Origin of the sequence: Mycobacterium montefiorense (assembly GCF_025823255.1) — a bacterium.
In the GTDB taxonomy this organism is placed as follows: domain Bacteria; phylum Actinomycetota; class Actinomycetes; order Mycobacteriales; family Mycobacteriaceae; genus Mycobacterium; species Mycobacterium montefiorense.
This window is the reverse complement of record NZ_JACKVL010000013.1, coordinates 782,136-803,314: the sequence shown is the minus strand read 5'-3', so window position 1 is coordinate 803,314 and position 21,179 is coordinate 782,136. Positions and strand designations below refer to the sequence as shown.

Below are 21,179 nucleotides of genomic sequence, written 5' to 3'. Positions count from 1 at the left end.
TGGGCTGTAGGGTATTTCAGCGAAGTAGATACGGCATATTGACCGTCACAGCACCGGTCGGGCAGCGCGCGGCGCAGGGGCCGCAGTACCAGCATTCGTCGACGTGCATGAACGCCTTGCCGGTGTCGGGGTTGATGGCCAGCGCGTCCAGCGGACAGATCTCGACGCAGAGCGTACAGCCGTCAATACACAGCGACTCGTCGATGGTGACCGGGACGTCGATTCGGTTGTTGTCAACCAGCGTCATGGCTTGCTCCTTATTAGATTGCCGCGCATGGTGATTCGATCCCCCCGCATCCGGATGTACTCCAAGTCCACGGGTCTGCCGTCGTCGAGGCTGGTGACGCGCTCGAGCATGAGCAGCGCCGCGCCGTCGGGCACCTGCAGGGTGGCCGCCGAATGCGCGTCGGCCGGGATGGCCTCGAGCGCCAGCGACGCCGAGCCCAGCCGGTGTCCGCTCACCTGCTCGATGAGCGCGAAGAGGTCGTTGTTTTCCAGAGGGTGATCCAGAATCTGGGTTCCGATATCGGGAGCGAGATAGGTCAGGTCGAGGCTGAGCGGCAAGTCACCGAGGTAGCGCAACCGCTCGATGAACACCGCCTGGTCCCCGGGCTCCAGCGCCAGCCGGCCGGCCACCGCGGGTGGAGCGACCACGAGCATGGCGGCGCGCACCTCGTTGCGCACTTCGCCGATGTGTTTGAAGGTCTCTTTCAATCCCAGCAGGGAGTCGATCCGGTGGTCGTACTTGCGCTGCGCGACATGGGTGCCGACCTTGGGTCCGCGGTCGATCAGACCCTCATACTTGAGGATGCCCAGGGCCTCGCGAATAGTGTTGCGCGACGCCGCGAACTCGGCCGCCAATACGCTTTCGGCCGGCAGGCCGTCGGGATAGGCCGCCGCGTGGATCTGCTGGCGCAGCACGTCGGCCACCCGGCGAGCACGGTCGGCCCGGGGTCCGCGAATGGGTATCGGCTCAGCCACGCCGCCACGCTAACGCAGCTCAGGGGCATATTTCGGGTGGCCAATCAGCAACCGCGATGGCAGGTTGAGGTATTGCGCCGGATGAACTTCAGCGGCGACCAGCGCAAACCCGGGCCGGGGTGGCTATTGCGCCACCTGCGGAAAAGCGCCGCCTTTGCGATCCCGGTGATCAGAACCGTTCGGGTGCAGCAGCCGTTCTAGCCCGTGGTGTCTTCGAGATACCGGGGCTGGCAGGCCTGGTATCCGCCAACGATCAACGCCACGACGGTGACCACTAGGAAGCCGAACGACAACGCCCATTGGCCGCTGATCTGATGCAGAACACCGAAAACCAGCGGTCCGGCGCAAGCGACCAAGTAGCCGACACCCTGCACGAAGCCCGATAGCGCCGTCGCGCCCGCCCCGGTGCGGCAGCGGAGATTGATCAACGTAATCGCCCCCGGGAACGTGCTGGGACCGAGTCCAACGATGAGCACCCAAACGACAGTTGCCGTCAGCGGAAGCCAGAGCAATCCGGCGAAACCGATCAAATAACAGACCGCGCAACCGATCACGACAGGGAAGGGGTTCGCGAACCTGGCGAACAAGGCCGGCGTGACAAACGCCGCGACAAGCCCGCTGATCGAGAAGGCCGCAACCATGGCACCGCCGAACGCCTCGCTGCCACCGGCCGAGGTGAGGACCTGCGGGATCCAGGTCAGCAACGCGTAGGTATTCAATGAGGTCATCGAGAACATCACGGTCAAGCCCCACGCGACAGGTGATCGCCACACAGCTCCGATTGCCTGCGGTGCGCCAGCGCGGCGATCCGCGGTAGCAGCCTCGTGCGGCCGCAGGGTGATCATGATGCACGGCAGCAGCGCGGCTACCGGGATCAGCGCCCACACCCCGAGCGACACTCGCCAGCCCTGCGCGTCGGCGATGGGCACCGCCAGGGCAGCAGGAATGATGGTGCCCAACTGGATACAGGCCGTGTAGACGGCGCTCATCGACGCGACCCGATCGGCGAAGTAGCGCTTGATCAACGGTGGGATCACGATATTGCCGATCCCCATGCCTGCCAGCGCGACCGTCATCAGCCCCAGCAGCCCCGCCACGCTCGGCACCACCGAACGGCCCGCAAGGCCAGCGGCTGTCGCGACAGCCGCGCACAAAGCCAATCGTTCGAGCCCGATCTTGCGGCCCAGCGCAGGGCCAACGAATCCGGCCAGGGCGAACATCGCGGTGGGAAGCATCCCGAAGAGGCCGGCGATCGTGCTGCCGAAGCCCATGTCACCTGACACTCGCGACAACAAGGGTGTCAGTGAGGTGACCGCGGCACGCAGCGCCAGCGAGAACAGGACGATCGCCAGCAGGACGGTAATTCGCCCGGCAACCAGGCGTCGCTGGGCGACAGGGGGCTCAACCTGGGCATTCGCAATCGCAGCCATTGTCTCGTTCTCGTAGGGGATATTCATCAAATCATCGGATGATTCTATGAATTCGTCAAACCGGGCTACCATCGGATCGTGCAACCAGTTCGGCGCCAGACACTCGTCGCGCAGGTCAGCGATCAGCTGCGCGACGAAATCAGGTCTGGGCGGTGGCAGGTCGGCGAGCGCATCGCGACCGAACCGGAGCTGTGCGAAATGACCGGGGCGTCGCGTCACACCGTGCGGGAGGCGGTGCAGGCGCTCGTACACGCGGGAATGCTCGAACGACGACAAGGGTCGGGCACATACGTCGTCAGCAACGACGAGCACTGCGGCGCGCTCGCCGAATACTTTGCCGCAGCACGCGAACGCGATGTGTTGGAGTTACGCGAGGCGTTGGAAGTTACCGCCACATCGCTGGCAGCACAGCGGCGCGACGCAACTGACATTTCGACTTTGCAGGCAATGCTGGTGCGGCGAAATGAACTGTGGAGTCGAGATCCCGACACCGAATCCCAACGTACGGAAATGGTTTCGGCCGACGTGGCGCTGCACCGGGCGATCGTCGCGGCCAGCCACAACGAGGTCTATCTGCAGTTCTACGATCTGCTGGTGCCAACGCTGAACCGATCGGTCGAGGTCCGCCCGGTCGGTATCCGGGACTCATACGAGGCTCAACATACTGAGTTGGTCGACGCAGTCATCGCGGGTGATCCGCAGCGGGCCGTAGCAGCGGCACGCGTGTTCATCTCGGTACTGCGCGGATAACGAAAAGCCTTAGCGTCACCCGTGGTTGATGTAGATGTGCTTGGGCTCGAGGTATTCTTCCAGCCCGTGCGCACCCAATTCGCGTCCGATACCAGACTGTTTGAACCCGCCCCAGGGCGCCTGTAGCGGCGCCGTCTGCGACTCGTTCACCCACACCACGCCCGCCCGAATCGCGCGGGCGGCGCTCAGGGCGCGGCTGAGGTCGGACGTCCACAGCGTCGCGGCGAGACCGTACGGACTGTCGTTGGCCATCCGGAGCACCTCGTCGGTGTCGGTGAATCGCACCACCGCCATCACCGGACCGAAGATCTCTTCGCGCGCGACGACCGCCGTATGCGCCACTTCCAGCACCGTGGGCGGCACGAAAAAGCCGTTCTCGAGGCCAGGGTCGGTCGGCAAACGGCCGCTCACCGCGACATTGCCTTCCTTGGCGCCGATGCGGATGTACTCCGTGACACGCTCCTGCTGAACCTGGCTTACCAACGGGCCCATCGTCGTGTCGGGATCCAGTCCGGCGCCCAGTTTGAGGTCGGCCGCGATCGCGCAGATGCCTTCCAGCACTTCGTCATACACATCCGCGTGGATGTAGACGCGCGAACCCGAGGAGCAGATCTGGCCCTGATTTGCGAACACCCCGCCGCGGTACCGGCGATGGCCGCCGCAAGGTCGGCGTCGCCGAAGACGATGTTCGGCGATTTGCCACCCAGCTCCACCCCGACCCGCTTGATCGAATCCGCCGCCGAACGCAGTACCAGCCGGCCCACCGCGGACGATCCGGTGAACGACACCTTGTCCACCCCGGGATGGGCGACCAGGGCGGCGCCCGTTCGGGCGCCGCCCGTCGCCACCTGAAACACCCCGTCGGACAATCCCGCTTGAGCGAAGAGTTCCGGTAACCGCAGCGAGGTAAGGGGTGTCTGCTGAGCCGGTTTCAGGATCACGCTGCAACCGGCAGCCAATGCCGGCGCGACCTTTTGGGCGGCCAGCATCAAGGGGTAGTTCCATGGGGTGATCGCGGCAACGACCCCGACGGGTTCGTGGACGACGATGCTCAGCGCCTCGGACGAGACGGGAAAGCTCTCTCCTGCCAATTTCGTTGGCCAGCCGGCGTAGTACTCGAAGATCCGGGCGGCTTCCGCCACGTCCCACTGCGCTTCGGCCAGCGGCTTGCCGACATCCAGCGACTCGAGCCGGGCCAACTCGTCGGCCATGGCGCGCACCAACTCCGCGGCACGCGCCAACACTCGCCCGCGCTCGTCGTCGGGAGTGCCAGGCCACCACTTGCCCGCGTCGAAAGCCCCGCGCGCCGTGGCGACTACGGCGTCAACGGCGACCTCGTCCATGTCCTCGATGGACGAGATCTGTTGCGCGGTCGCCGGGTCGAGAACCTCGATCGTGCTCATCCGCGCACCAGCGCTTCGGCAGCAGCGGCGCGACCGGTGCGAACCGCGCCCTCCATGTAACCCGCCACCCACTGGTCGGAGCCGCACACGTAGAAGGGTGGCTCGTGGGTGCCGTGCAACCGACCAACTCGGTGGACATCGCCCGGACGCCACTGCGTAACGTATCCCTGAGTCCAGGGATCTGTCCCCCACAACCGCTCGAAAGTCGCGACCGGGGTCAACGCCGGCGCTCCGAACCAGTTTGCCAGCTCGGCAAGCGCCTCCTCTTGGCGGTGCTCCATCGAGGTGGACAAGTAGGCGGCGATGCGCTCCGGCGGAACAAGGCAGGAAAGCACCCCTTCGGTCTGCGGCCACGAAGACCCAAGGATGCCTTCGGATTCGGTCAAGCCGTTCTGCCCCCGATCGCGCCAGAACGGCCGCTCGTATGCGGCGACGAACTTCGCGGCCAGAGCGTGACGCTGCCGGCGCAGCGACTCCAGGCGGGCGTCGGACACACCCTCGACGGCGATGTCCCGGAACGGGCCGGCGGGAAGCGAGCTCACCACGGCGTTCGCCTCCACCAACTCGCCCGAAACCAGTTGTACAGCACTGCTTCCCGATGCCACCTTGATCGAGCGAACCGGGGAACTCAACCGAATGCGGTCACCCAACTCGGCAGCCATCCGCAGTGCCACCGTGGCCGACCCCTCGGCCACCCGAAGGTTCTCCCATTCGTCGTACGCGTACAGCTCCTTACTCGGCATGCTGGCTGCCTTGCGCAGCAATGCCAGCAGTGAAGTCCGTTCGAAGGAACCCGAACTCAGACCCAATTGGCCCGCCTCGAGCGCACGCCGCACGTTCGGAGTTGCACCAATGCAGCGCAGCCAGCTCATCACGGGCATGGCGTCCAGCGACACCGCGTCCGGGTGCGACCACGGGTCATCCGGGTCGACGGTCGCGGCGAGCGCCGCGAACTCGTGCTTCACCTCTCGCATGCTGCGCTGGTCGTCGTTGGAAAACCACGTCGGTTCGTCGCCGATATACGTCTGGTCATCCAAAACGTAAGTGAGCTCACCCGGCTCGGCAACGTAACTCGGAATCAAGGTGAGCCCGAGCTCAGCGACCAGCTTCTGGTACGCGGTGTGCCCGGTACCAACCACCTCACCACCGAGCTGGACAATGCGGCCATCGTCGAGCGTGATCTGCTCAACGCGTCCGCCCACTCTGCCGCGAGCCTCGAGGACAATAACGTCGGCCCCGGCCTTCATCAGGTCTCGGGCAGCAGACAGGCCGGACAGACCGGCACCGAGAACGGCTACATCGTAGGACATTGTTCTAGTTCCTTATTCTCCTCAGAGTACGAGACAGTGTTCGGCGTGCCAACCGATTCGGACCCGCTCCCCATCGGCCCAACGTTCCTCGGTGCGCGCCGAGTCCAAGTTCTGTTCGAGCACCGAAAGCTCAACTCCCGGTGCAATTTCGAACAGGTATGTGGTGGTGGCTCCACCGTAAATAGTCGCCTTGAGAATGGCATCGATCTGCACCATGTCGGGTTTGAGTTCGGACATCCAAATCTTCTCGGGGCGCACCGCGATCGTGACCTCGTCGCCGGCGACCCGACCGTCGAGCCGACCCGTGCGTAGCACCACGCCCGCCGGCAGTGTGATACCGGTTCCCAGGTATGTTCCGGTCATCAGATTGGCGGTTCCGATGAACTCTGCAACACATCGATTCGCGGGCCGCTCGTAGATACCCTCGGGTGTCCCACATTGTTGAATGATGCCGCCGCTCATCACCGCGATGCGGTCCGACATGGTCAGAGCCTCCTCCTGGTCGTGCGTGACGAACACGAAGGTGATGCCGACCTCACGTTGGATGCGCTTGAGTTCCACCTGCATCGTCTTGCGCAGCTTGAGATCCAGCGCCGCAAGTGGCTCGTCGAGCAACAGCACAGATGGACGGTTGACCAGCGCCCTGGCCAGCGCGACACGCTGGCGCTGGCCTCCGGACAGCGCGCTCGGTTTGTCTTTGTCCCGACCGGTCAGTCGCACCATTTCGAGCATCTCACCGACGCGCCGGGTTATCTCGGACTTGCCAACCTTGCGGCGGCGCAACCCGAACGCGACGTTGTCCCACACGGAGAGGTGGTCGAAGAGTGCGTAGCTCTGGAAAACCGTGTTGATGTCGCGGCGATTCGGCGGCAAATGCGTGACTTCATTGCCGTGCAACCACACCTGGCCGCAGGTCGGATTGACAAAGCCGCCCAGCATCCACAGGGTGGTGGTCTTCCCGCAGCCGGAAGGTCCTAGCAGGGAACAGAATTCACCCGCCGCGACGTCAAGGTTTAAGTCCTGCACCACTGCGCTGTCACCGTACGACTTCGAGATGTTGCGGAGCGAGACCGCAGCCACGGCGGGCTCAGCGGGCGGTCCCGCCGATTCGCCGGCTGGAACCAGGTTCACGTCACCTATCGTTGTGGACAATTCTCATCCTCCTAATAAGTTGAGGCCGTTGCCGCGCCTACCGAAGAGTCGCGGGACCAGTAAGGCGATCCCGATGAGCATCAATGAGGCAACCAACATCAGCGTGCCGACGGCGTTTATCGAAGGCTGGATTCCAAACCGGATCGCAGAGTAGATGCGAACTGACAGCGGCTGAGGATCCACACCGCTGGCGAAGAACGCGAGAACGAAGTCATCGAAGACGAGCGTGAAAATCAGGATGACGGCCGACATAATGGCCGGCAGCATCGTCGGTAGCGTCACCAGACGAAGCGCCTGAAAGCGAGTGGCGCCAAGGTCCATCGCGGCAGTCTCGATCTCGGGATTGAGCTCCGCGACCCTTGCCCGCAGGATCACCGTCACATAAGAGATCGAGAACGTCGTCTCCGCGAGAATCAGGGTTATCAATGAGGGTTGCAGCCCAACGCCTTTGAACAGCATCAGTGATGCGACACCGGTGACGATCTCCGGGGTGATCAGTGGAATCAGCATGATCGCGTTAGCGGCGTTGCCCAGCTTCGAGCGCGCACGGACCAGACCGAAGGCCAGCGGGACGCCGATCGCAACCGAACCGATCATCGCGATAACCGCCACAGTCACACTCGTGTGCAGGGATTGAATCAGCTCGTTGTCGTCGAAGAACGCCCGATACCAACGAAGCGACCAGCCGTCGAACACGGTGAGCGATTTCTTGCTGTTGAAGGAGAACAGAACCACCGAAATGATGGGCAGGTAAAGCAGGACGAAGAACAGCACCGTGACGCCAATGGCGAAGCGGGGCTTGCGATTAATCGGTGATCGCCTCATCGGCGTGCCGCCTTGGCATCGCGCGCGGTCTGTCGCAGGTAGGCGAGCATGCAGACCAGCAGCAAAATCATCAATGCCATGGTCAGTGCGGCACCACCCGGCCAGTTCTGGCCGGCGAAGAACTTGTTTTGAATGAGGTTGCCAATCATCAGGTTGTCGGGGCCGCCCAGTAACTGCGCACTGATGAAATCGCCCATCGCAGGTAGGAATACGAGTGCGAGTCCCGCGTACGCGCCTGCCCTCGACATGGGCACGGTCACCGACAAGAAGGTACGCAGCGAGGTTCCGTAGAGGTCCCGCCCGGCATCGATGAGTGAGCCGTCCATGCGCTCCAACGAGGCGTAGATCGGCAGGATCATGAAGACGACATAGCCGTAGACCAGACCACCGATCACAGCGGCAGCGGTATTGAGGATCTGGAAATCCGCCGAGATGCCCAGCGGGCGCAGCCAGCTCATCAGGATGCCCTCGTCGGACAGCAGCGTCTGCCAGCCATACATCCGCACTAGGTAATTGGCAAAGAACGGCACTACGAGCAGTGCGACCAGAGCGTTCTTGTAGCGCCCGCCGTGCCGGGCGATCGCGTAGGCAACCGGGTAGGCGATGAGCAGACAGATCACTGCAGCGGCCACCGCATACACCAAGCTGCGCAGCATAACCCGAACATAGGTCGGGGTGAAGATGCTTGCGATGTTGTCGAGCGTGCTGCCAAAGCGCGGGTTGCCCAATGCATCGGTGGTTCCGAAACTCAATGCAATGAGCAGCAAGAGCGCGAAGACGAAGAATGCCGACATCCACAGGGTGCCCGGCACCAACATCCAAGTCCACATGCGTTCCCCGCGGACGCGCCGCGACGTCGGGGTTGCTGTCTGCAGCGTTGTCGTGGTCATGCCCCGACCGTCATTTCCGTGTAGGCGGCGTCACGGGCCTGGGTCTTGGCCACACTGTTGTTGGCGTAATACAGATTGCGTGACAGGTCGTCGACGGTGACGGCGCACGACGGGAAATCCGCGACGATATCGGCGTATGTGCTCTCAGTCCCGTGGACTGGCATCGGATAACCGATGTGGTTGATGTTCTTCATGACATTCTCCGGACGCAGCATGTAGTCGATGAAGAGCAGCGCGGTGCCTGGATGGCGCGCACCGACCGGGATCGCGTAAGCATCGGTATTGATCGGTGCGCCTTGGATCGGCGCTTCGAATCCATAGATCGACGGATCCTGCGCCTGCCGGAGCAACGCGGCAATGTCACCACTCCAGGTCTGGTGCATCCAGGCGTCACCGGACAGCAAGTTGTTGTAGTCGTCACTGGAAAAGCCGCGCAGGTACGGGCGCAGGCTGCGGAACTTCCTGACCAAGGCCGCGAGCTCCCGGTCGTCGGCGGTGTTGACGTCGTACCCGAGTAGCAGCGCAACCATGCCGAGCACTTCGTTGCGGTCAGCCAGGACAAACGTGTGCCCTTTCGACGTCTCGTTCCATAGGTCCGACCAACTGCCGGTGAGCTTTTCGCCGAGTTTGTCTTTACGCCAAGCGATTCCGGTCTTGTACATCGTGAACGGGATGGAATGCGCGGAATGCTGGTCGTACCAGGGGTTCCTGAAGTAGGCGTAGTGGTCGAAGATCAGCGGGGCGTTCTTCAGCGTCGACGGGTCGATGACGCGTAGCTGATTGGCAGCAACCATCTTCTGCACCCATTGCGCCGAGGGAAAGATGATGTCGTAGCGATTTCCGGCGGCGAGCTTGGCTTGCATACTTTCCATCGAGTCGAAATTCGACTGGATCACCTTGACGCTATATTCGCGCTCAAATCCCTGGAACACGCTGGGATGCACGTAATCCGCCCAATTGAAGTACACGAGATCACCGTCGATCTCGGGCTTGACGGGCTCGGTCTGGGCCGCTTGCAGTGTGGGCGTCAGGTAAGCGCAGCCGGGCAACCCAAGAAGCGCTGCGACGGCCGCACTGCCGGAGAGGAACCTGCGGCGTTGGATACCAGTGTTCATCGCCGTAGATCTTCAGGGAACTCGTCCGCGATCCCGAGCGCACCGCTAGCCTGTTCCCAGATCGCCGCACGGACGGAATCGATGGTCAGCGAAGGGTTCCCGAGCATCAACTGCCCACCGAAACCGTCACATAGCGCACTGATCATGCGGGCGAGCGCCCCGATGTCACATAGCTCGAACTCTCCGCTAGCCACACCATCGGCGAGGGTTTCTGCGATCCAGTCTTGCTGCGCGCGGTCCAACTCAATGGCCAGAGCGCGTGACTCCGGGTCGCGGATCGCTCGACACCACAACTCCTGATACATGGCCCACTCTCTGCGCAAGCCGACGGTGGTCGGCAGCGACGCGGAGATGACGCGCGCCAGGCGTGCTGTCGCGGTATCGGCTGCGGTGTTTGCCTGATAAATATCGCGACCGGTGTTCTCGAAGGAATAGCGCAGCGCCGCGGCGAAGAGCTTCTCACGGTTGTCGAAGTGGTAGTGCAGTGCCGCCGTGGATACCCCGGCTCGCTCGGCGACCATCCGCATCCGAATGCTTTCAAAGCCCTCTTCGCTAATGATTTCGCAAGCGGCGGACAGGATCGCTTCCCTGGTCTCGGCCGCGATTTCGGCTCTGGTGCGCCTGCTGGTATCGGAAGGCACCATCCTCACCGACCGACCTCTTCGTTCAGGTCGCCCAAGTCGGCGCGGATGCGACCGGCGAACCACGCGACACCGCGCTCACGCATGGACAGTGGCCCTGGCTGAAAATCGGTGTTGCCCAAACCGATTTGCATCCGCTGCACGAGGTCTTCGTCCTCATGCGTGGTGATCGCGCTGATGTAGAAGTTGAGCTTTTGGGCGATGCGGGTGCGCTTTTCGCAGTTCGCTCGTCGTAGATAGACGCCGGGAACGTCGACCCCATCGACGCCACGCGGGTTCATCTTCCAAATCAGCACGTGGTCGGGATACAAGTCGATCATTGTGTTCGGGTAGATCGCGATGTAGCGAAAGACGCGGTGGTCTTCTTCGATGAGCCCGGGCATCGGGTGTACCACTCGCTGATAGAGCCGCTCGGCCCAGTTGTCCGACGCCTTGTCGCGCAACGGCGCGTTGTAGACGGCATAGATATCGGCGGTCTCTACGGAATAGCGCTTGTAGTCGAGCAGTCGCATGAGGCCTGGGTGCGCGACCGGGACGTGGTACCCCTCGAGGTAGTTGTCGACCGCCACCTTCCAGTTCGACTGTTGCGTGTGGTCGGGGTTGTTGACGTGGATGCGCGCCTTGCCGAACGGCTCCATCGTGCCGCCGAGGTAACGCTCCAGTAGCGGACGGACGCCCTCTAACTGCGGTCCAAGCGGTTCGGCGGCCATGTCGAGATTGACGAAGATCAGTCCACAGAACACCTCGGCTCGGGCGCCGAAGAGTGACAGTTTCGATTTGTCGAGGCACGGGATCGTGCGGTTCTCCGGTGCCCCGACGAGCGTGCCGTCGAGATGATACGTCCAGCCGTGGTACGGGCACCGCAGCGCCTTTTCCTCACCCGGCCCTGCCACCAGCCGGGTGCCGCGGTGCCGGCAGGTGTTGAGGTGGGCGCGAATGCTGCCGTCCTCGGTGCGGACGACTACGACCTCTTTACGTCCCACCGAACCGACGATGCGCGACCCCGGGTTCGGCAGATCGGTCACGTGTCCGACCAGCTGCCAGCTGCGGTCGAAGATCCGCCGCTGCTCGAGGTCGCCGACCCGCGGATCTGTGTAGTAGCGCGAATCCAACCCCGGCTCCAGCGGTTTGACGTCGCTTTTCGGGCGCGGTCTGGCCTTGACGGATGTCTCGTTCATCGGTGCGATGCGTCCTTCTGCTCGGCTTCCGAAAAATTTGGAACTAGCTAACTAACTGATTAGTTTGTTACTGTGCCAGTGTGCAGCATCATATGTCAAGGGTTAGGGCGATCTACGCCACAGCTCAAAGGTTGGGCAGCGTTCGGGAAAAGTCACCCCGGACGCCGACCGCTTGGCTGGGCCTCACCCCCGAGCCGGAGCAGTCGCTTCCCGAACTGCTGGGCTTCCTCAAGGACGAGTCGACGCTTTCGCGGGAGCGCAGTGACGTCACCAGGCTCATCCTGCGGGGCACCAGCAGGCGGTGGTTGCGTTATCTCGACCGAGCAGCGCAGGTCGCGCTCGATGTCGCCGGCGGGCACCGCCAAGGCGACCCCGCGTTGGCTCTGTCCGTCGCACAAGTAGTGCTCGAGCACGACCGGATGCTGATCGGGCTGTCGGGCAACGCCTACTACCGCACCACCGAACGCCGAAAGCGTCTCGCCGCGGCCATTCCCGTACTCAAGGCACGTATCAACACCAACCCATTGGAGGTCTCGTGAAACTCGTCCTCGACCAAGACACCTGCCAGGGCTACGGCCTCTGCCAGGCAGCCGCTCCAGCGCTCGTCGATCTCGATGACGATGGCTACGCCCACCTGATGAGCGACGACAACGTGCCTTCTGCTGAACACAACCATGCCCACGACGCGGTGAACGCGTGCCCGGCACGGGCCTTGCGGGTGCTCAAGTGAGCCGGGATCTGACCAGCCTGTTCAACCCCTCCTCGATCGCGGTCGTCGGTGCCAGCACCGATCCGGCCAAGTGGGGCAATGCCGTTGCGATGCAGGCGCGTCGCGGCGCGTATCGACACCGCATCCAGTTGGTCAACCGAAGTGGCGGTGAAATCCTCGGGCAGCCGATGGTCAGATCGATTGACGAACTGGACGGGCCCATCGACCTGGCAGTCATCGCGGTGCCCGAAGCGGGATTCGAGGCTGCCGTCGATGGCGTGCTTGCCAAGGGCGCGCGTGCCATCGTCGCGATCACAGCGGGCCTGGGTGAGGCCGGCGAGTTGGGACGAGCACGCGAGAATGCTCTGATAGCCCGTGTCCGAGACGCAGGCGCGGTGCTGGTAGGCCCCAATTGTCTTGGCCTCGTTGATAACACGACCGCGACCTATCTGTCGTCGAATCAGTTCGCAGCCGGCGACGTCGCGCTGCTGAGCCAGAGCGGCAATCTCGCCATCGAACTGGATCGGCTGTTCGCCGTTCGGGGCCTGGGTATCTCGCGGTTCGTCTCACTGGGCAACCAGGCCGACGTAAACCTTGTCGAGTTGATCGACGATTGCGCGGCCCACCCCGAGACATCCGCGATCGCCGTGCATATCGAGGACTTCCGGGATGGCCGCGGATTCGTCGACGCGGCCGCGGCCGCGGTCCGGGCGGGAACGCCGGTGGTGGTGCTGGCCGCCGGTGCGAGCACCGCCGCTGCCCGCGGCGCCCAGTCCCACACCGGTTCTCTCACCAGCGATTCGGCGGTGATCACCGCGGCCTGCGCGGTAGCAGGCGCCACGCTGGTGCGCACTCCCCGTGAACTCGCTGACGTGTTGTGCGCCCTGCGGCAACGGGCGGTTCCGCGGGGACGCCGGGTCGCCGTCCTGACTGACGGTGGCGGGCACGGCGTCATCGCCTGTGACGACATGTCGCCGCAGAACTGAACGACGCCGCGTCGGCCTTTGCCTCGACCATGACCACACTGGTAGACGACGAATGGCACGGCCCAGTCTCAGCATCACCGGCAGCAGCCGCCGCGGCACGCTATACGAGATGGCTGCGAACCACCGCCGCCTGGGCCGATCGCAACGCCAGGCAAGCCGACGCAGCCGTGGCCGCCTACGAAACCGCATTCGCTGCAACCGTTCCGCCATCAGTGGTCGCGGCTAACCGCAGCCAACTGACTCTCCTGGTGGCGACCAACTTCCTCGGCCAGAACAGCCCGGCGATCATGGCCACCCAGCTGCAATACATCGAGATGTGGGCTCAAGACGCCCAAGCGATGACCAGCTACGCGCTCGCGTCGATGGCCGCGGCGCAGTTGACATCCCCTAGCCCACCACCACAGGCCGTCAAAGGGACGGACGATCGAGACGCCGGAGCCAACGGACTCAAAGACGACGGTCCCCCAGATTGGTGGACGGACTTCATGAACAACTGGGGCCCGAACTCAAACACGATGAACTCCCTTGCCACCATCGTCGCCGGCTTCATGGTGCCTACGACGTGGACGGGATTGGTTGCCGGGGGTGAGGTAGCGGCGGCAGCCGCGGACGGTGCGGAGGTAATCGGGGACGGTGCGGTGGCGGCAGCTGCCGACGCCGGCATGCTCGGTGCCGCGCTGTCGGGAGCGACCGGTTTCGGAAGCGTCACGGCCAGCACCGGCAACGCGACCCTGATCGGCAAGCTATCGGTGCCGCCGAGCTGGACCACAGCGTCGGAAATAACCCGCGTCTCGTCGGCGATTGGCACTCCCCTGGTTGCGCCGGCGCAAGCGGCCGCGGCCGGGATGCCCGGGATGCCCATGGCGCACATGGCCGCTCGAAACGTGGGGCGCCATGCCCCGCAGTACGGTTTCCGCCCACAGATGGTGGCGCGGCCGCCCTGCGGCGGCTAACGACGAACCAGCTGTCAAGCGCCTTCGGTGACCGCGTGCTGGACGCGGTCACCGTTGCGCGCCCCATTTAAAACGGATGTGTCCGAAGGAAGTTCGAACGCCGGAAACGCAGAACCCACCGCGGCGGCCGCAGCGCTTCGTTGGGCTTCCAGGCGTGCCAACGCCTCCGGCGTGAACACCGACAGGCCGAGTTCCGGGTTGTATCCGTGGATTTCCTTCACGTCGAGCTGAGCCAGGAAATACAGGATTTCTTTGGAGACGACCTGACCCGGGACCAGCACCGGGAAGCCCGGCGGATAGGGCACCACGAACGTGGTGGACACCAATTTCCTGCCCTCGGCGATCCGCCGGCCCGCGCTGCCGATCTGCACGTACTCGCGGTCGGACTCTTCGTACCCCGCGTAGAACGCCGACCGCATGTCGCCGAAGGCGCAGGCATCCACCGGGCGGAAGGCGATATCGAATTCGCTGAAGTCGGGAAGGTGCGGGAGATCCTGGGTGATCTCCTCGACGCGGCGCTGGTGCAGCGTCCAGTCGGCCACGCTGGCCAGCTCCCTCTCCCGGTCGAGGTCGGTGGCCACCCGGCGCAGCACGTCGAGCAGATGATGCACGCTCGACCAGGTGACACCGATGGTGAAGATCAGCAGCACGCTGTTGATCGATGTCTTGTTGATCTGAATTCCGAAGCGCTCCATCAGGATCTTCTCGCGGAAGTCGTACCCGTTCATTCCGGTGTTGCCGAGGAACAGGGTGACTCTGGTCGGGTCCAGCACGAACTGATCCGACCGCCAGGCTTCGTTCCACTCCGCCAGCGCACCCTGCCGAACCTCGCGATACGAGCTGACCGCGGACGCCCGGAACTCCTCGGGCACCAGGTCGGCTTCGTCGAGAATGCGGAACCACTTGCTGATCAGCCGGTCCTTGCGGACCCGGTGCCGAAACACCAGTGCCATGTCATAGGTCTGCCGAACCAACTGGAATCCCTCGATGTCGACCTGCCGGCGTGCCAGGTCCAACGAGGCGAGCAGTTGCTGATTCGGCGATGTCGAGGTGTGGGTCAAGAACGCCTCACCGAACGCGTCGCGGGCGCGCGAATTGAAATCCCGGTCGCGCACGTGGATCATCGACGACTGCCGGAACGCCGACAGCGACTTGTGGGTGGAGTGCGTCGCGTAGACGCGCACCCGCGCCTTGCCGGGGTCGGGCAGCAGCCGATGGTTCACCCACTGCGACCGTGGGATCCCCTCCATCGATGCGGCCCAATTGCGGTATTCCGCAGCATATTCCGGCGACGCCAGCATCTGTTCGAGACGATCCGCCGCAACCATGGCGGTCCGTTGCCGGGCCCAGGGAACGGCAGTCGCGAAGGCGTACCACGCCTCATCCCACAAAAAGCAGATGTCCGGCTTGATCGCCAGCACCTCTTCCATCACCCGCTGCGGGTTGTAGACGACGCCGTCGAAGATGCAGTTGGTGAGCAACACCATGCGCACCTTGTCCAGTTCGCCGGCCGCCTCCAGGTCCAGCAGCTTGGTCTTGATCGTCTCCAGCGGCACCGCACCGTAGATCGCGAACTGCGGCAGCGGATAAGCGTCCAAATAGAGCGGATAGGCGCCGGCCAGCACCAGACCGTAGTGGTGCGACTTGTGGCAGTTTCGGTCGATCAGCACGATGTCGCCCGGGCGGGTCAGCGACTGCACGACAATCTTGTTGGCTGTCGACGTGCCATTGGTGACGAAGTACGTCTGGTTGGAATTCCAGGTTCGCGCGGCTTTGTCCATCGCCTTCTTGATGTTGCCGTGCGGGTCCAGCAGCGAGTCCAGGCCGCCCGAGGTGGTCGAGGTCTCCGCCATGAAGATGTTGCGGCCGTAGAACTCCCCCATGTCCTGCAGTGACCGCGAGTTGAAGATGCTGGCGCCCCGCGCGACGGGCAGCGCGTGGAACTGGCCGACCGGCGAGTCCGCATAAGCCCGTAGAGCATCGAAAAACGGTGTTGCGAAACGATTCCGGAGCCCGGCGAGCACCGTGCTGTACAGATCGGTGACATCGTTGAGTCGGTAGAACGTCCGGTCGTAGACGCCGTTTTCCGCGTCGTTGCCGGCCGCGATCGACTCGTCGGTGAGCAGGTAGAGGTCGATGTGCGGTCGTAGCTCGCGGATCCACTCGCCGCATTCGATGCAGTCGGTACCGCAGTCGCGGCTGACCGGATCGTCGGTGGCGCCCAGCAGTGTGTTCATCAGCGGGACGCGGTCACGCGAGCGCAGCGGCACGTCGTGGCGGATGATCGCAGCCTGAATCTCGCCGTTCAGCGCCACCGCGGTGATGGCGTCCTCGACGCTCGACACCACCAGCAGCTCGAACTGCACATCATCGGAGGCACCGCGCAGCTCCCGCAAGCTTTCGGCCAGGCAGTCGGGTCCCATCGTGGGCGAGTCGTCGGCGAGCAGCACGGTGTAGAACTGCTGCTGTTTGGCTTCGGCCACCAACTCCTGGTCGGCCAACGGGGCGGACGTGTCGAAAAGTGCTGTACGGTCGCCATATTCGCTGAGCAGACGCACCGCCAGCGACACCTCCTCGGCGAGCCGCACCGTGGACAGGCTTTCGAGGTGAGCACGGTAGGTCGCCAGGTTCTCTCGCCCCGGATACAGCCAGTACCGCTCGTAGGCATTCAGACGGTCCATCAGCCGCCTGACCTTCGCCACCTCGTGCGATTTGTCCAGCCCGGCCAGGTCAACCTCGGCGAGGTGACGGCACGCGTCGTCGAGCAGGTTCCAGGTGTCGATGCGCGTGTACGACGGGTTGGCCACCGCCGCCAGCGCGGAGACGCGCAGGCGGCGCGTGTAGGCACTGTAGGGATTCATGTCGTCACCGTTCTCTGGTGCGGGTCGCGGCCGCCAGTGCAGCTATGACGTATCGCGGCAGGCACGGAAATGGTCCGCCACCATTGTTATCCGGTATGGCCTGAGTCCGCGATCTTTTCGCTAAGGATTCAACTGGATTGGTCAGCGCTCGGTTTCGTCGCTGTCGACCACCCGCCGGCCACCGCGGGTGTTGTCCATCCAGCGCAGCATCGGCAGCTCGCGTCCACGGGCCGGCAGGTCGGTGACGTCGCTGAGCGAGCGCACCATGGCCTGGGTGAGGCCCATAATCGCGGCCATCACCGGCAGCAGTGGCTGTAGCGGCTTGGCGGCCGACCGCACCGTGCTGATCCGGCGGGCCACAATCAGACGCTCTACCGAGTGGTACAGCCAGGCGCCGACACCCAGCGCATAGATCGACAGCGCCGACGCGACAACGGTCAGCCCGTAGGCGGCGCAGATCACGGCGCCCAGCACCACCGTCGCTGCCAGGAAGGCGGCGAGGAAGGCGCGGAGCTCCAATCGGCTCATGACGGCGGTTCGGGGTTCTCCGGTGTCGTGGCCAGGCCTGTTGGCGTGGCTTGCCTAACGGCCCGGGCGGCCGCCCGGATCTGCGGCGTCACCAGCATGACCTGTCCCAGCACTCCGTTGATGAAGCCCGGTGAGTCGTCGGTGGACAGCTCCTTGGCCAGCTGCACGGCCTCGTCGACGGCGACCGGTTCCGGCACGTCGTCGGCATAAAGCAGCTCCCACACCGCAACTCGCAGGATCGCACGATCGACCGCGGGCAGCCGGTCCAGCGTCCAGCCCTGCAGGTGGGTGCTGATCAGGTCGTCGATGTGGGCGATCTGATCGCCGACGCCGTACGCCACCGCCACGGTGTACTGATGCAGCGCCTTGACGTCGGGGTTGGCTTGCGCCAGCGCGGCGCGCACGTCGGCCACCTCGACCGGGCTCAGGCCGCGGGCCTCGGCTTCGAACAGCAGGTCCACGGCTCGCTTGCGGGCATGATGGCGTCCTTTGGCGGGCCTCGGCGATTTACCGTCCGGCATGGTCAGGAGTTGACCCGGCCCAGATAGCTGCCGTCGCGGGAATCCACCTTCAGCTTGTCGCCGGTGTTGATGAACAACGGCACCTGGAGCTCCGCACCTGTCTCGACGGTCGCCGGCTTGGTGCCGGCGCTGGACCGGTCGCCCTGCAGACCCGGCTCGGTGTGGGTGACGACGAGCTCGACCGACACCGGGAGCTCGAGGTACAGGGGTGCCCCGTTGTGGAAGGCCACCTGCACCGGCAGACCCTCCAGCAGGAACCGGGCGGCGTCGCCGACCAGCGATTCCGGCAGCGGGTGCTGTTCGTAGTCCTGGCTGTCCATGAACACGAAGTCCGAGCCATCGCGGTACAGATAGGTGGCGTCGCGGCGGTCGACGGTGGCGGTATCCACCTTCACGCCGGCGTTGTATGTCTTGTCGACGACCTTGCCCGAGAGCACGTTCTTCAGCTTGGTACGTACGAAAGCCGGGCCCTTACCCGGTTTGACGTGCTGAAACTCGGTTATCGTCCACAGCTGGCCGTCGATCACCAGCACCAGTCCGTTTTTGAAGTCGGCAGTCGATGCCACGGTCGGTCTATCTCCTACAGGATGGCCAATTTTCCAGGGCCGAGCTTTTGCCCGGTGGCGGGTTCCGCCGCACATGGTGCGAGCAGCACCGGATGCAGCTTACCCGCGCGCCGGTTGCGCACTCACCACGCCGCTAATGGAGCTGTCCGGCACCGCACAGGCCGAAAAGTCCGTCGTTGAGATCGCACAGGTCCGTCGCGTTGGACGGGGCGACGATGCCGGAGGCGGGCGACACTGGCAGGTGGTTCGCGGCGATGTTGCCGATGAAGCCCAACCCAACACCGACCGCGACCAGAATCGGGCCGCGCGGGGCCGCCCGGCGGATGTGCTTGGTGATGGCGCCGGTTCCGTCATTGTCGTGGCTGACGAAAAATGCTGCAGTGAGCCACATCCCGGCAAGCGCGGAGAGTGCGGCCACCGCATGGACGACGATCAGGGCGACATAGGCCATTGCCCGAACATTACCCAGCCGCCGGAGTTCGGGCAGGGGCCGGCGAGTTTTCATAGGAAAGTGCGACGCACCGCCAGCTATGTCAGGATGGCCAGCTCTTTGGGGAACCGAGTCAACAGCTCCGCGGTCTGGCCGCTGGTTTCCGTCGCGTCGTCGGCGACGACCAACGTGTCCTCGATGCGGACACCGCCACGGCCGGGCAAGTAGACGCCAGGCTCCACCGTGACCACGGACCCGGCCAGCAACGTCCCGGCCGAGGTGGCCCCGATACCCGGTGCCTCGTGGATCTGCAGACCCACGCCATGTCCCAGACCGTGGCTGAATTGGTCGCCGTACCCCGCGTCGACAATCAGCGCACGCGCGGCGCCGTCCACCTCGCGCAGGTCCGCACCCGCCCGCAGCGCCTCCCGGCCGGCCCGCTGCGACTCCGCGACCAACTGATAGATCTCCAGCTGCCAGTCCGCGGCCTTGCCGAGCACGAACGTGCGGGTCATGTCCGAGTGATAGCCGGCGACCAGCGCACCGAAGTCGATCTTGACGAAATCGCCGTCGGCGAGCACCGCGTCGGTCGGACGGTGGTGTGGGATCGCCGAATTCGGCCCGGCGGCCACGATCGTCTCGAACGAGATCGCGTCGGCGCCGTGGTCGAGCATCAGCGCCTCGAGCTCGCGGCTGACCTCACGTTCGGTGCGACCGGGCCGCAAGCCGCCGCGCGCCACCAGGTCCTTCAGTGCGGCATCGGCCGCCTCGCAGGCCAGCCGCAGCAGCGCCACCTCGCCGGCGTCCTTGATCTCACGCAGCGCTTCGACGATTCCGGCGGCCCGCACCAGTTCGGTGTTCCCGCTGCGCTCACCCACCTCATCGGTCAGCGTGTCGAAGCCGTCGACCGTGACCACACTGCTTTCAAAGCCCAATTTGGACACGCCGGCGTCGGCCGCGTGCCCCGCCAGGTAGCGCCCGACGGCCCGCTCGATGGCCACCTGGAGATCGGGTGCCTGCGCTGCGGCCTGGGTGCGGTAACGGCCATCGGTGGCCAAAATCGCTTCGCGATCGTCCGCGAAGACCAGCAACGCGCCGTTGGATCCGGAGAAACCTGACAGATAGCGCACGTTGATCAGGTCTGTGACCAGCATCGCGTCCAAACCGCTGGCACCGATCTGGTCTTTTAAATTGTCTCGACGCTGGGAATGTGTCACGACTCACGACGGTACTCGCTACGCTGTTTGCCCATGACTAACTGGATGCTGCGCGGGTTGTCGTTCGCGGCGGTGATGGTTGTCGTCCGGTTGTTCCAGGGGGCGATCATCAACGCATGGCAGACGCAGGCCGGGCTGGTAAGCGTGGTACTGCTGCTGCTGTTCGTCATCGGCGTTGTGGTGTGGGGGGTGATGGACGGCCGAGCCGACGCTAAAGCCACCGCGGATCCCGATCGCCGCCAGGATCTGGCGATGACCTGGCTGCTGGCCGGCCTGTTCGCCGGGATTCTGAGCGGGGCCGTCGCCTGGCTCATCGCGCTGTTCTACAAGGGCCTCTACACCGGGGGCCTGATCAACGAGGTGACGACATTCGCGGCCTTCACCGCGCTCTGCGTCTTCCTGCCCGGGATCATCGGCGTGGCCCTCGGCCGCTGGCGGGTGGACCGCAATCCCCCGGCCGACCGCCCAGCCGGACCGGGCGAGGACAGGGCTGACACCGACGTGTTCACCGCCGCCAGTGCCGATGAGGCGCCGACCGGCGAGATGGCCGTACAGCATCCCGGCGCGCAGGCGGAGGCATCGACGTCGGCGGTGGCCACCGTGGAACGCGACGCACCCACCGAGACGATCCCGACGGTCGAGCGGGAGTCAGCCACGGAAACGATCGCCACTGGTCCCGATGACACCAAAACCGAGGTGATTCGTACCGACAGCGACCCGAAGAAGGACTAGC

22 protein-coding genes and 1 pseudogene are annotated in these 21,179 nt (G+C 64.4%); 6 read left to right on the top strand and 17 right to left on the bottom strand.

Features of this window, described 5'->3' with window-relative positions; translation table 11 throughout:
• Window positions 1-16: 16 nt before the first annotated feature.
• The 3 genes from H7K34_RS17305 to H7K34_RS17295 all read right to left on the bottom strand — a co-directional run bounded on the left by H7K34_RS17305 (window position 17) and on the right by H7K34_RS17295 (window position 2,411).
• Entirely contained in the window at window positions 17-247 is a 231-nt protein-coding gene (locus H7K34_RS17305) for a 4Fe-4S dicluster domain-containing protein (protein ID WP_264063216.1), read from the bottom strand.
• A complete protein-coding gene (locus tag H7K34_RS17300; protein ID WP_264063215.1) occupies window positions 244-981 on the bottom strand; it encodes a GntR family transcriptional regulator in 738 nt (245 codons plus the stop codon). The genes H7K34_RS17305 and H7K34_RS17300 overlap by 4 nt, the downstream gene beginning before the upstream one ends.
• Window positions 982-1,178: 197 nt before the next feature.
• A complete protein-coding gene (locus H7K34_RS17295) occupies window positions 1,179-2,411 on the bottom strand; it encodes an MFS transporter (protein WP_264063592.1) in 1,233 nt (410 codons plus the stop codon).
• Window positions 2,412-2,489: 78 nt separating this feature from the next.
• On the opposite strand from H7K34_RS17295, the gene H7K34_RS17290 reads away from it, so the two are divergent.
• A complete protein-coding gene (locus H7K34_RS17290; protein ID WP_264063214.1) occupies window positions 2,490-3,161 on the top strand; it encodes a FadR/GntR family transcriptional regulator in 672 nt (223 codons plus the stop codon).
• 15 nt (window positions 3,162-3,176) lie between these two features.
• Here the strand turns inward: H7K34_RS17290 and H7K34_RS17285 are convergent.
• The 8 genes and pseudogenes from H7K34_RS17285 to H7K34_RS17250 form a co-directional block, all read right to left on the bottom strand.
• A pseudogene (locus H7K34_RS17285) lies at window positions 3,177-4,504 on the bottom strand (aldehyde dehydrogenase family protein).
• Window positions 4,505-4,560: 56 nt separating this feature from the next.
• A complete protein-coding gene (locus H7K34_RS17280) occupies window positions 4,561-5,874 on the bottom strand; it encodes a flavin monoamine oxidase family protein (protein ID WP_108922570.1) in 1,314 nt (437 codons plus the stop codon).
• 21 nt (window positions 5,875-5,895) lie between these two features.
• Window positions 5,896-7,005: an ABC transporter ATP-binding protein gene (locus H7K34_RS17275; protein ID WP_264063212.1), complete on the bottom strand. Its 1,110-nt coding sequence runs from the start codon at window positions 7,003-7,005 to the stop codon at window positions 5,896-5,898.
• Between the two features lie 24 nt (window positions 7,006-7,029).
• A complete protein-coding gene (locus tag H7K34_RS17270; RefSeq protein ID WP_264063211.1) occupies window positions 7,030-7,851 on the bottom strand; it encodes an ABC transporter permease in 822 nt (273 codons plus the stop codon).
• Entirely contained in the window at window positions 7,848-8,741 is an 894-nt protein-coding gene (locus tag H7K34_RS17265) for an ABC transporter permease (protein ID WP_264063210.1), read from the bottom strand. The genes H7K34_RS17270 and H7K34_RS17265 overlap by 4 nt, the downstream gene beginning before the upstream one ends.
• Entirely contained in the window at window positions 8,738-9,856 is a 1,119-nt protein-coding gene (locus tag H7K34_RS17260; RefSeq protein WP_264063209.1) for an extracellular solute-binding protein, read from the bottom strand. The genes H7K34_RS17265 and H7K34_RS17260 overlap by 4 nt, the downstream gene beginning before the upstream one ends.
• Window positions 9,853-10,500, bottom strand: coding sequence for a TetR/AcrR family transcriptional regulator (locus tag H7K34_RS17255; RefSeq protein ID WP_264063591.1), 648 nt, complete (start codon window positions 10,498-10,500; stop codon window positions 9,853-9,855). The genes H7K34_RS17260 and H7K34_RS17255 overlap by 4 nt, the downstream gene beginning before the upstream one ends.
• Window positions 10,501-10,502: 2 nt before the next feature.
• Complete coding sequence (locus tag H7K34_RS17250) at window positions 10,503-11,675, bottom strand: aromatic ring-hydroxylating oxygenase subunit alpha (RefSeq protein WP_264063208.1); 1,173 nt, start codon at window positions 11,673-11,675, stop codon at window positions 10,503-10,505.
• A 92-nt stretch (window positions 11,676-11,767) separates the two neighbouring features.
• On the opposite strand from H7K34_RS17250, the gene H7K34_RS17245 reads away from it, so the two are divergent.
• Genes H7K34_RS17245 through H7K34_RS17230 form a run of 4 tightly spaced genes read left to right on the top strand, consistent with a single transcriptional unit; the run spans window position 11,768 to window position 14,323 of the window.
• Window positions 11,768-12,214 carry a hypothetical protein gene (locus H7K34_RS17245; RefSeq protein ID WP_264063207.1) on the top strand — a complete coding sequence of 149 codons (447 nt, stop codon included), beginning with the start codon at window positions 11,768-11,770 and terminating at the stop codon, window positions 12,212-12,214.
• Entirely contained in the window at window positions 12,211-12,405 is a 195-nt protein-coding gene (locus H7K34_RS17240) for a ferredoxin (protein WP_264063206.1), read from the top strand. Before H7K34_RS17245 ends, H7K34_RS17240 begins: the two co-directional genes overlap by 4 nt.
• Complete coding sequence (locus H7K34_RS17235; protein ID WP_264063205.1) at window positions 12,402-13,370, top strand: CoA-binding protein; 969 nt, start codon at window positions 12,402-12,404, stop codon at window positions 13,368-13,370. The genes H7K34_RS17240 and H7K34_RS17235 overlap by 4 nt, the downstream gene beginning before the upstream one ends.
• Before the next feature lie 29 nt (window positions 13,371-13,399).
• Window positions 13,400-14,323 carry a PPE family protein gene (locus H7K34_RS17230; protein WP_264063204.1) on the top strand — a complete coding sequence of 308 codons (924 nt, stop codon included), beginning with the start codon at window positions 13,400-13,402 and terminating at the stop codon, window positions 14,321-14,323.
• A 14-nt stretch (window positions 14,324-14,337) separates the two neighbouring features.
• Here H7K34_RS17230 and H7K34_RS17225 read toward each other — a convergent pair whose 3' ends face one another.
• From H7K34_RS17225 to H7K34_RS17200, 6 genes are all read right to left on the bottom strand, one after another.
• Entirely contained in the window at window positions 14,338-17,184 is a 2,847-nt protein-coding gene (locus H7K34_RS17225; protein WP_264063203.1) for an aminotransferase class I/II-fold pyridoxal phosphate-dependent enzyme, read from the bottom strand.
• Between the two features lie 141 nt (window positions 17,185-17,325).
• A complete protein-coding gene (locus H7K34_RS17220) occupies window positions 17,326-17,712 on the bottom strand; it encodes an antitermination protein NusB (RefSeq protein ID WP_108922544.1) in 387 nt (128 codons plus the stop codon).
• Complete coding sequence (gene nusB, locus H7K34_RS17215; protein WP_264063202.1) at window positions 17,709-18,233, bottom strand: transcription antitermination factor NusB; 525 nt, start codon at window positions 18,231-18,233, stop codon at window positions 17,709-17,711. The genes H7K34_RS17220 and nusB overlap by 4 nt, the downstream gene beginning before the upstream one ends.
• A gap of 2 nt (window positions 18,234-18,235) precedes the next feature.
• Window positions 18,236-18,799, bottom strand: coding sequence for an elongation factor P (efp, locus tag H7K34_RS17210; RefSeq protein WP_108922540.1), 564 nt, complete (start codon window positions 18,797-18,799; stop codon window positions 18,236-18,238).
• A gap of 133 nt (window positions 18,800-18,932) precedes the next feature.
• Window positions 18,933-19,250 (bottom strand): hypothetical protein, encoded by a 318-nt coding sequence (locus tag H7K34_RS17205; RefSeq protein ID WP_264063200.1) that lies wholly within the window; start codon window positions 19,248-19,250, stop codon window positions 18,933-18,935.
• A gap of 77 nt (window positions 19,251-19,327) precedes the next feature.
• Entirely contained in the window at window positions 19,328-20,446 is a 1,119-nt protein-coding gene (locus H7K34_RS17200; protein ID WP_264063199.1) for a M24 family metallopeptidase, read from the bottom strand.
• A 33-nt stretch (window positions 20,447-20,479) separates the two neighbouring features.
• On the opposite strand from H7K34_RS17200, the gene H7K34_RS17195 reads away from it, so the two are divergent.
• Complete coding sequence (locus tag H7K34_RS17195) at window positions 20,480-21,178, top strand: B-4DMT family transporter (protein ID WP_264063198.1); 699 nt, start codon at window positions 20,480-20,482, stop codon at window positions 21,176-21,178.
• Window position 21,179: the final 1 nt, after the last annotated feature.

Bases quoted from the DNA above. Each gene is read 5' to 3' on its own strand.
- H7K34_RS17305 (WP_264063216.1), bottom strand. From the start codon at position 247: ATGACGCTGGTTGACAACAACCGAATCGACGTCCCGGTCACCATCGAC.
- H7K34_RS17295 (WP_264063592.1), bottom strand. From the start codon at position 2,411: ATGGCTGCGATTGCGAATGCCCAGGTTGAGCCCCCTGTCGCCCAGCGA.
- H7K34_RS17280 (WP_108922570.1), bottom strand. From the start codon at position 5,874: ATGTCCTACGATGTAGCCGTTCTCGGTGCCGGTCTGTCCGGCCTGTCT.
- H7K34_RS17270 (WP_264063211.1), bottom strand. From the start codon at position 7,851: ATGAGGCGATCACCGATTAATCGCAAGCCCCGCTTCGCCATTGGCGTC.
- H7K34_RS17265 (WP_264063210.1), bottom strand. From the start codon at position 8,741: ATGACCACGACAACGCTGCAGACAGCAACCCCGACGTCGCGGCGCGTC.
- H7K34_RS17260 (WP_264063209.1), bottom strand. From the start codon at position 9,856: ATGAACACTGGTATCCAACGCCGCAGGTTCCTCTCCGGCAGTGCGGCC.
- H7K34_RS17255 (WP_264063591.1), bottom strand. From the start codon at position 10,500: ATGGTGCCTTCCGATACCAGCAGGCGCACCAGAGCCGAAATCGCGGCC.
- H7K34_RS17250 (WP_264063208.1), bottom strand. From the start codon at position 11,675: ATGAACGAGACATCCGTCAAGGCCAGACCGCGCCCGAAAAGCGACGTC.
- H7K34_RS17245 (WP_264063207.1), top strand. From the start codon at position 11,768: ATGTCAAGGGTTAGGGCGATCTACGCCACAGCTCAAAGGTTGGGCAGC.
- H7K34_RS17230 (WP_264063204.1), top strand. From the start codon at position 13,400: ATGACCACACTGGTAGACGACGAATGGCACGGCCCAGTCTCAGCATCA.
- H7K34_RS17225 (WP_264063203.1), bottom strand. From the start codon at position 17,184: ATGAATCCCTACAGTGCCTACACGCGCCGCCTGCGCGTCTCCGCGCTG.
- H7K34_RS17220 (WP_108922544.1), bottom strand. From the start codon at position 17,712: ATGAGCCGATTGGAGCTCCGCGCCTTCCTCGCCGCCTTCCTGGCAGCG.
- nusB (WP_264063202.1), bottom strand. From the start codon at position 18,233: ATGCCGGACGGTAAATCGCCGAGGCCCGCCAAAGGACGCCATCATGCC.
- H7K34_RS17205 (WP_264063200.1), bottom strand. From the start codon at position 19,250: ATGGCCTATGTCGCCCTGATCGTCGTCCATGCGGTGGCCGCACTCTCC.
- H7K34_RS17195 (WP_264063198.1), top strand. From the start codon at position 20,480: ATGACTAACTGGATGCTGCGCGGGTTGTCGTTCGCGGCGGTGATGGTT.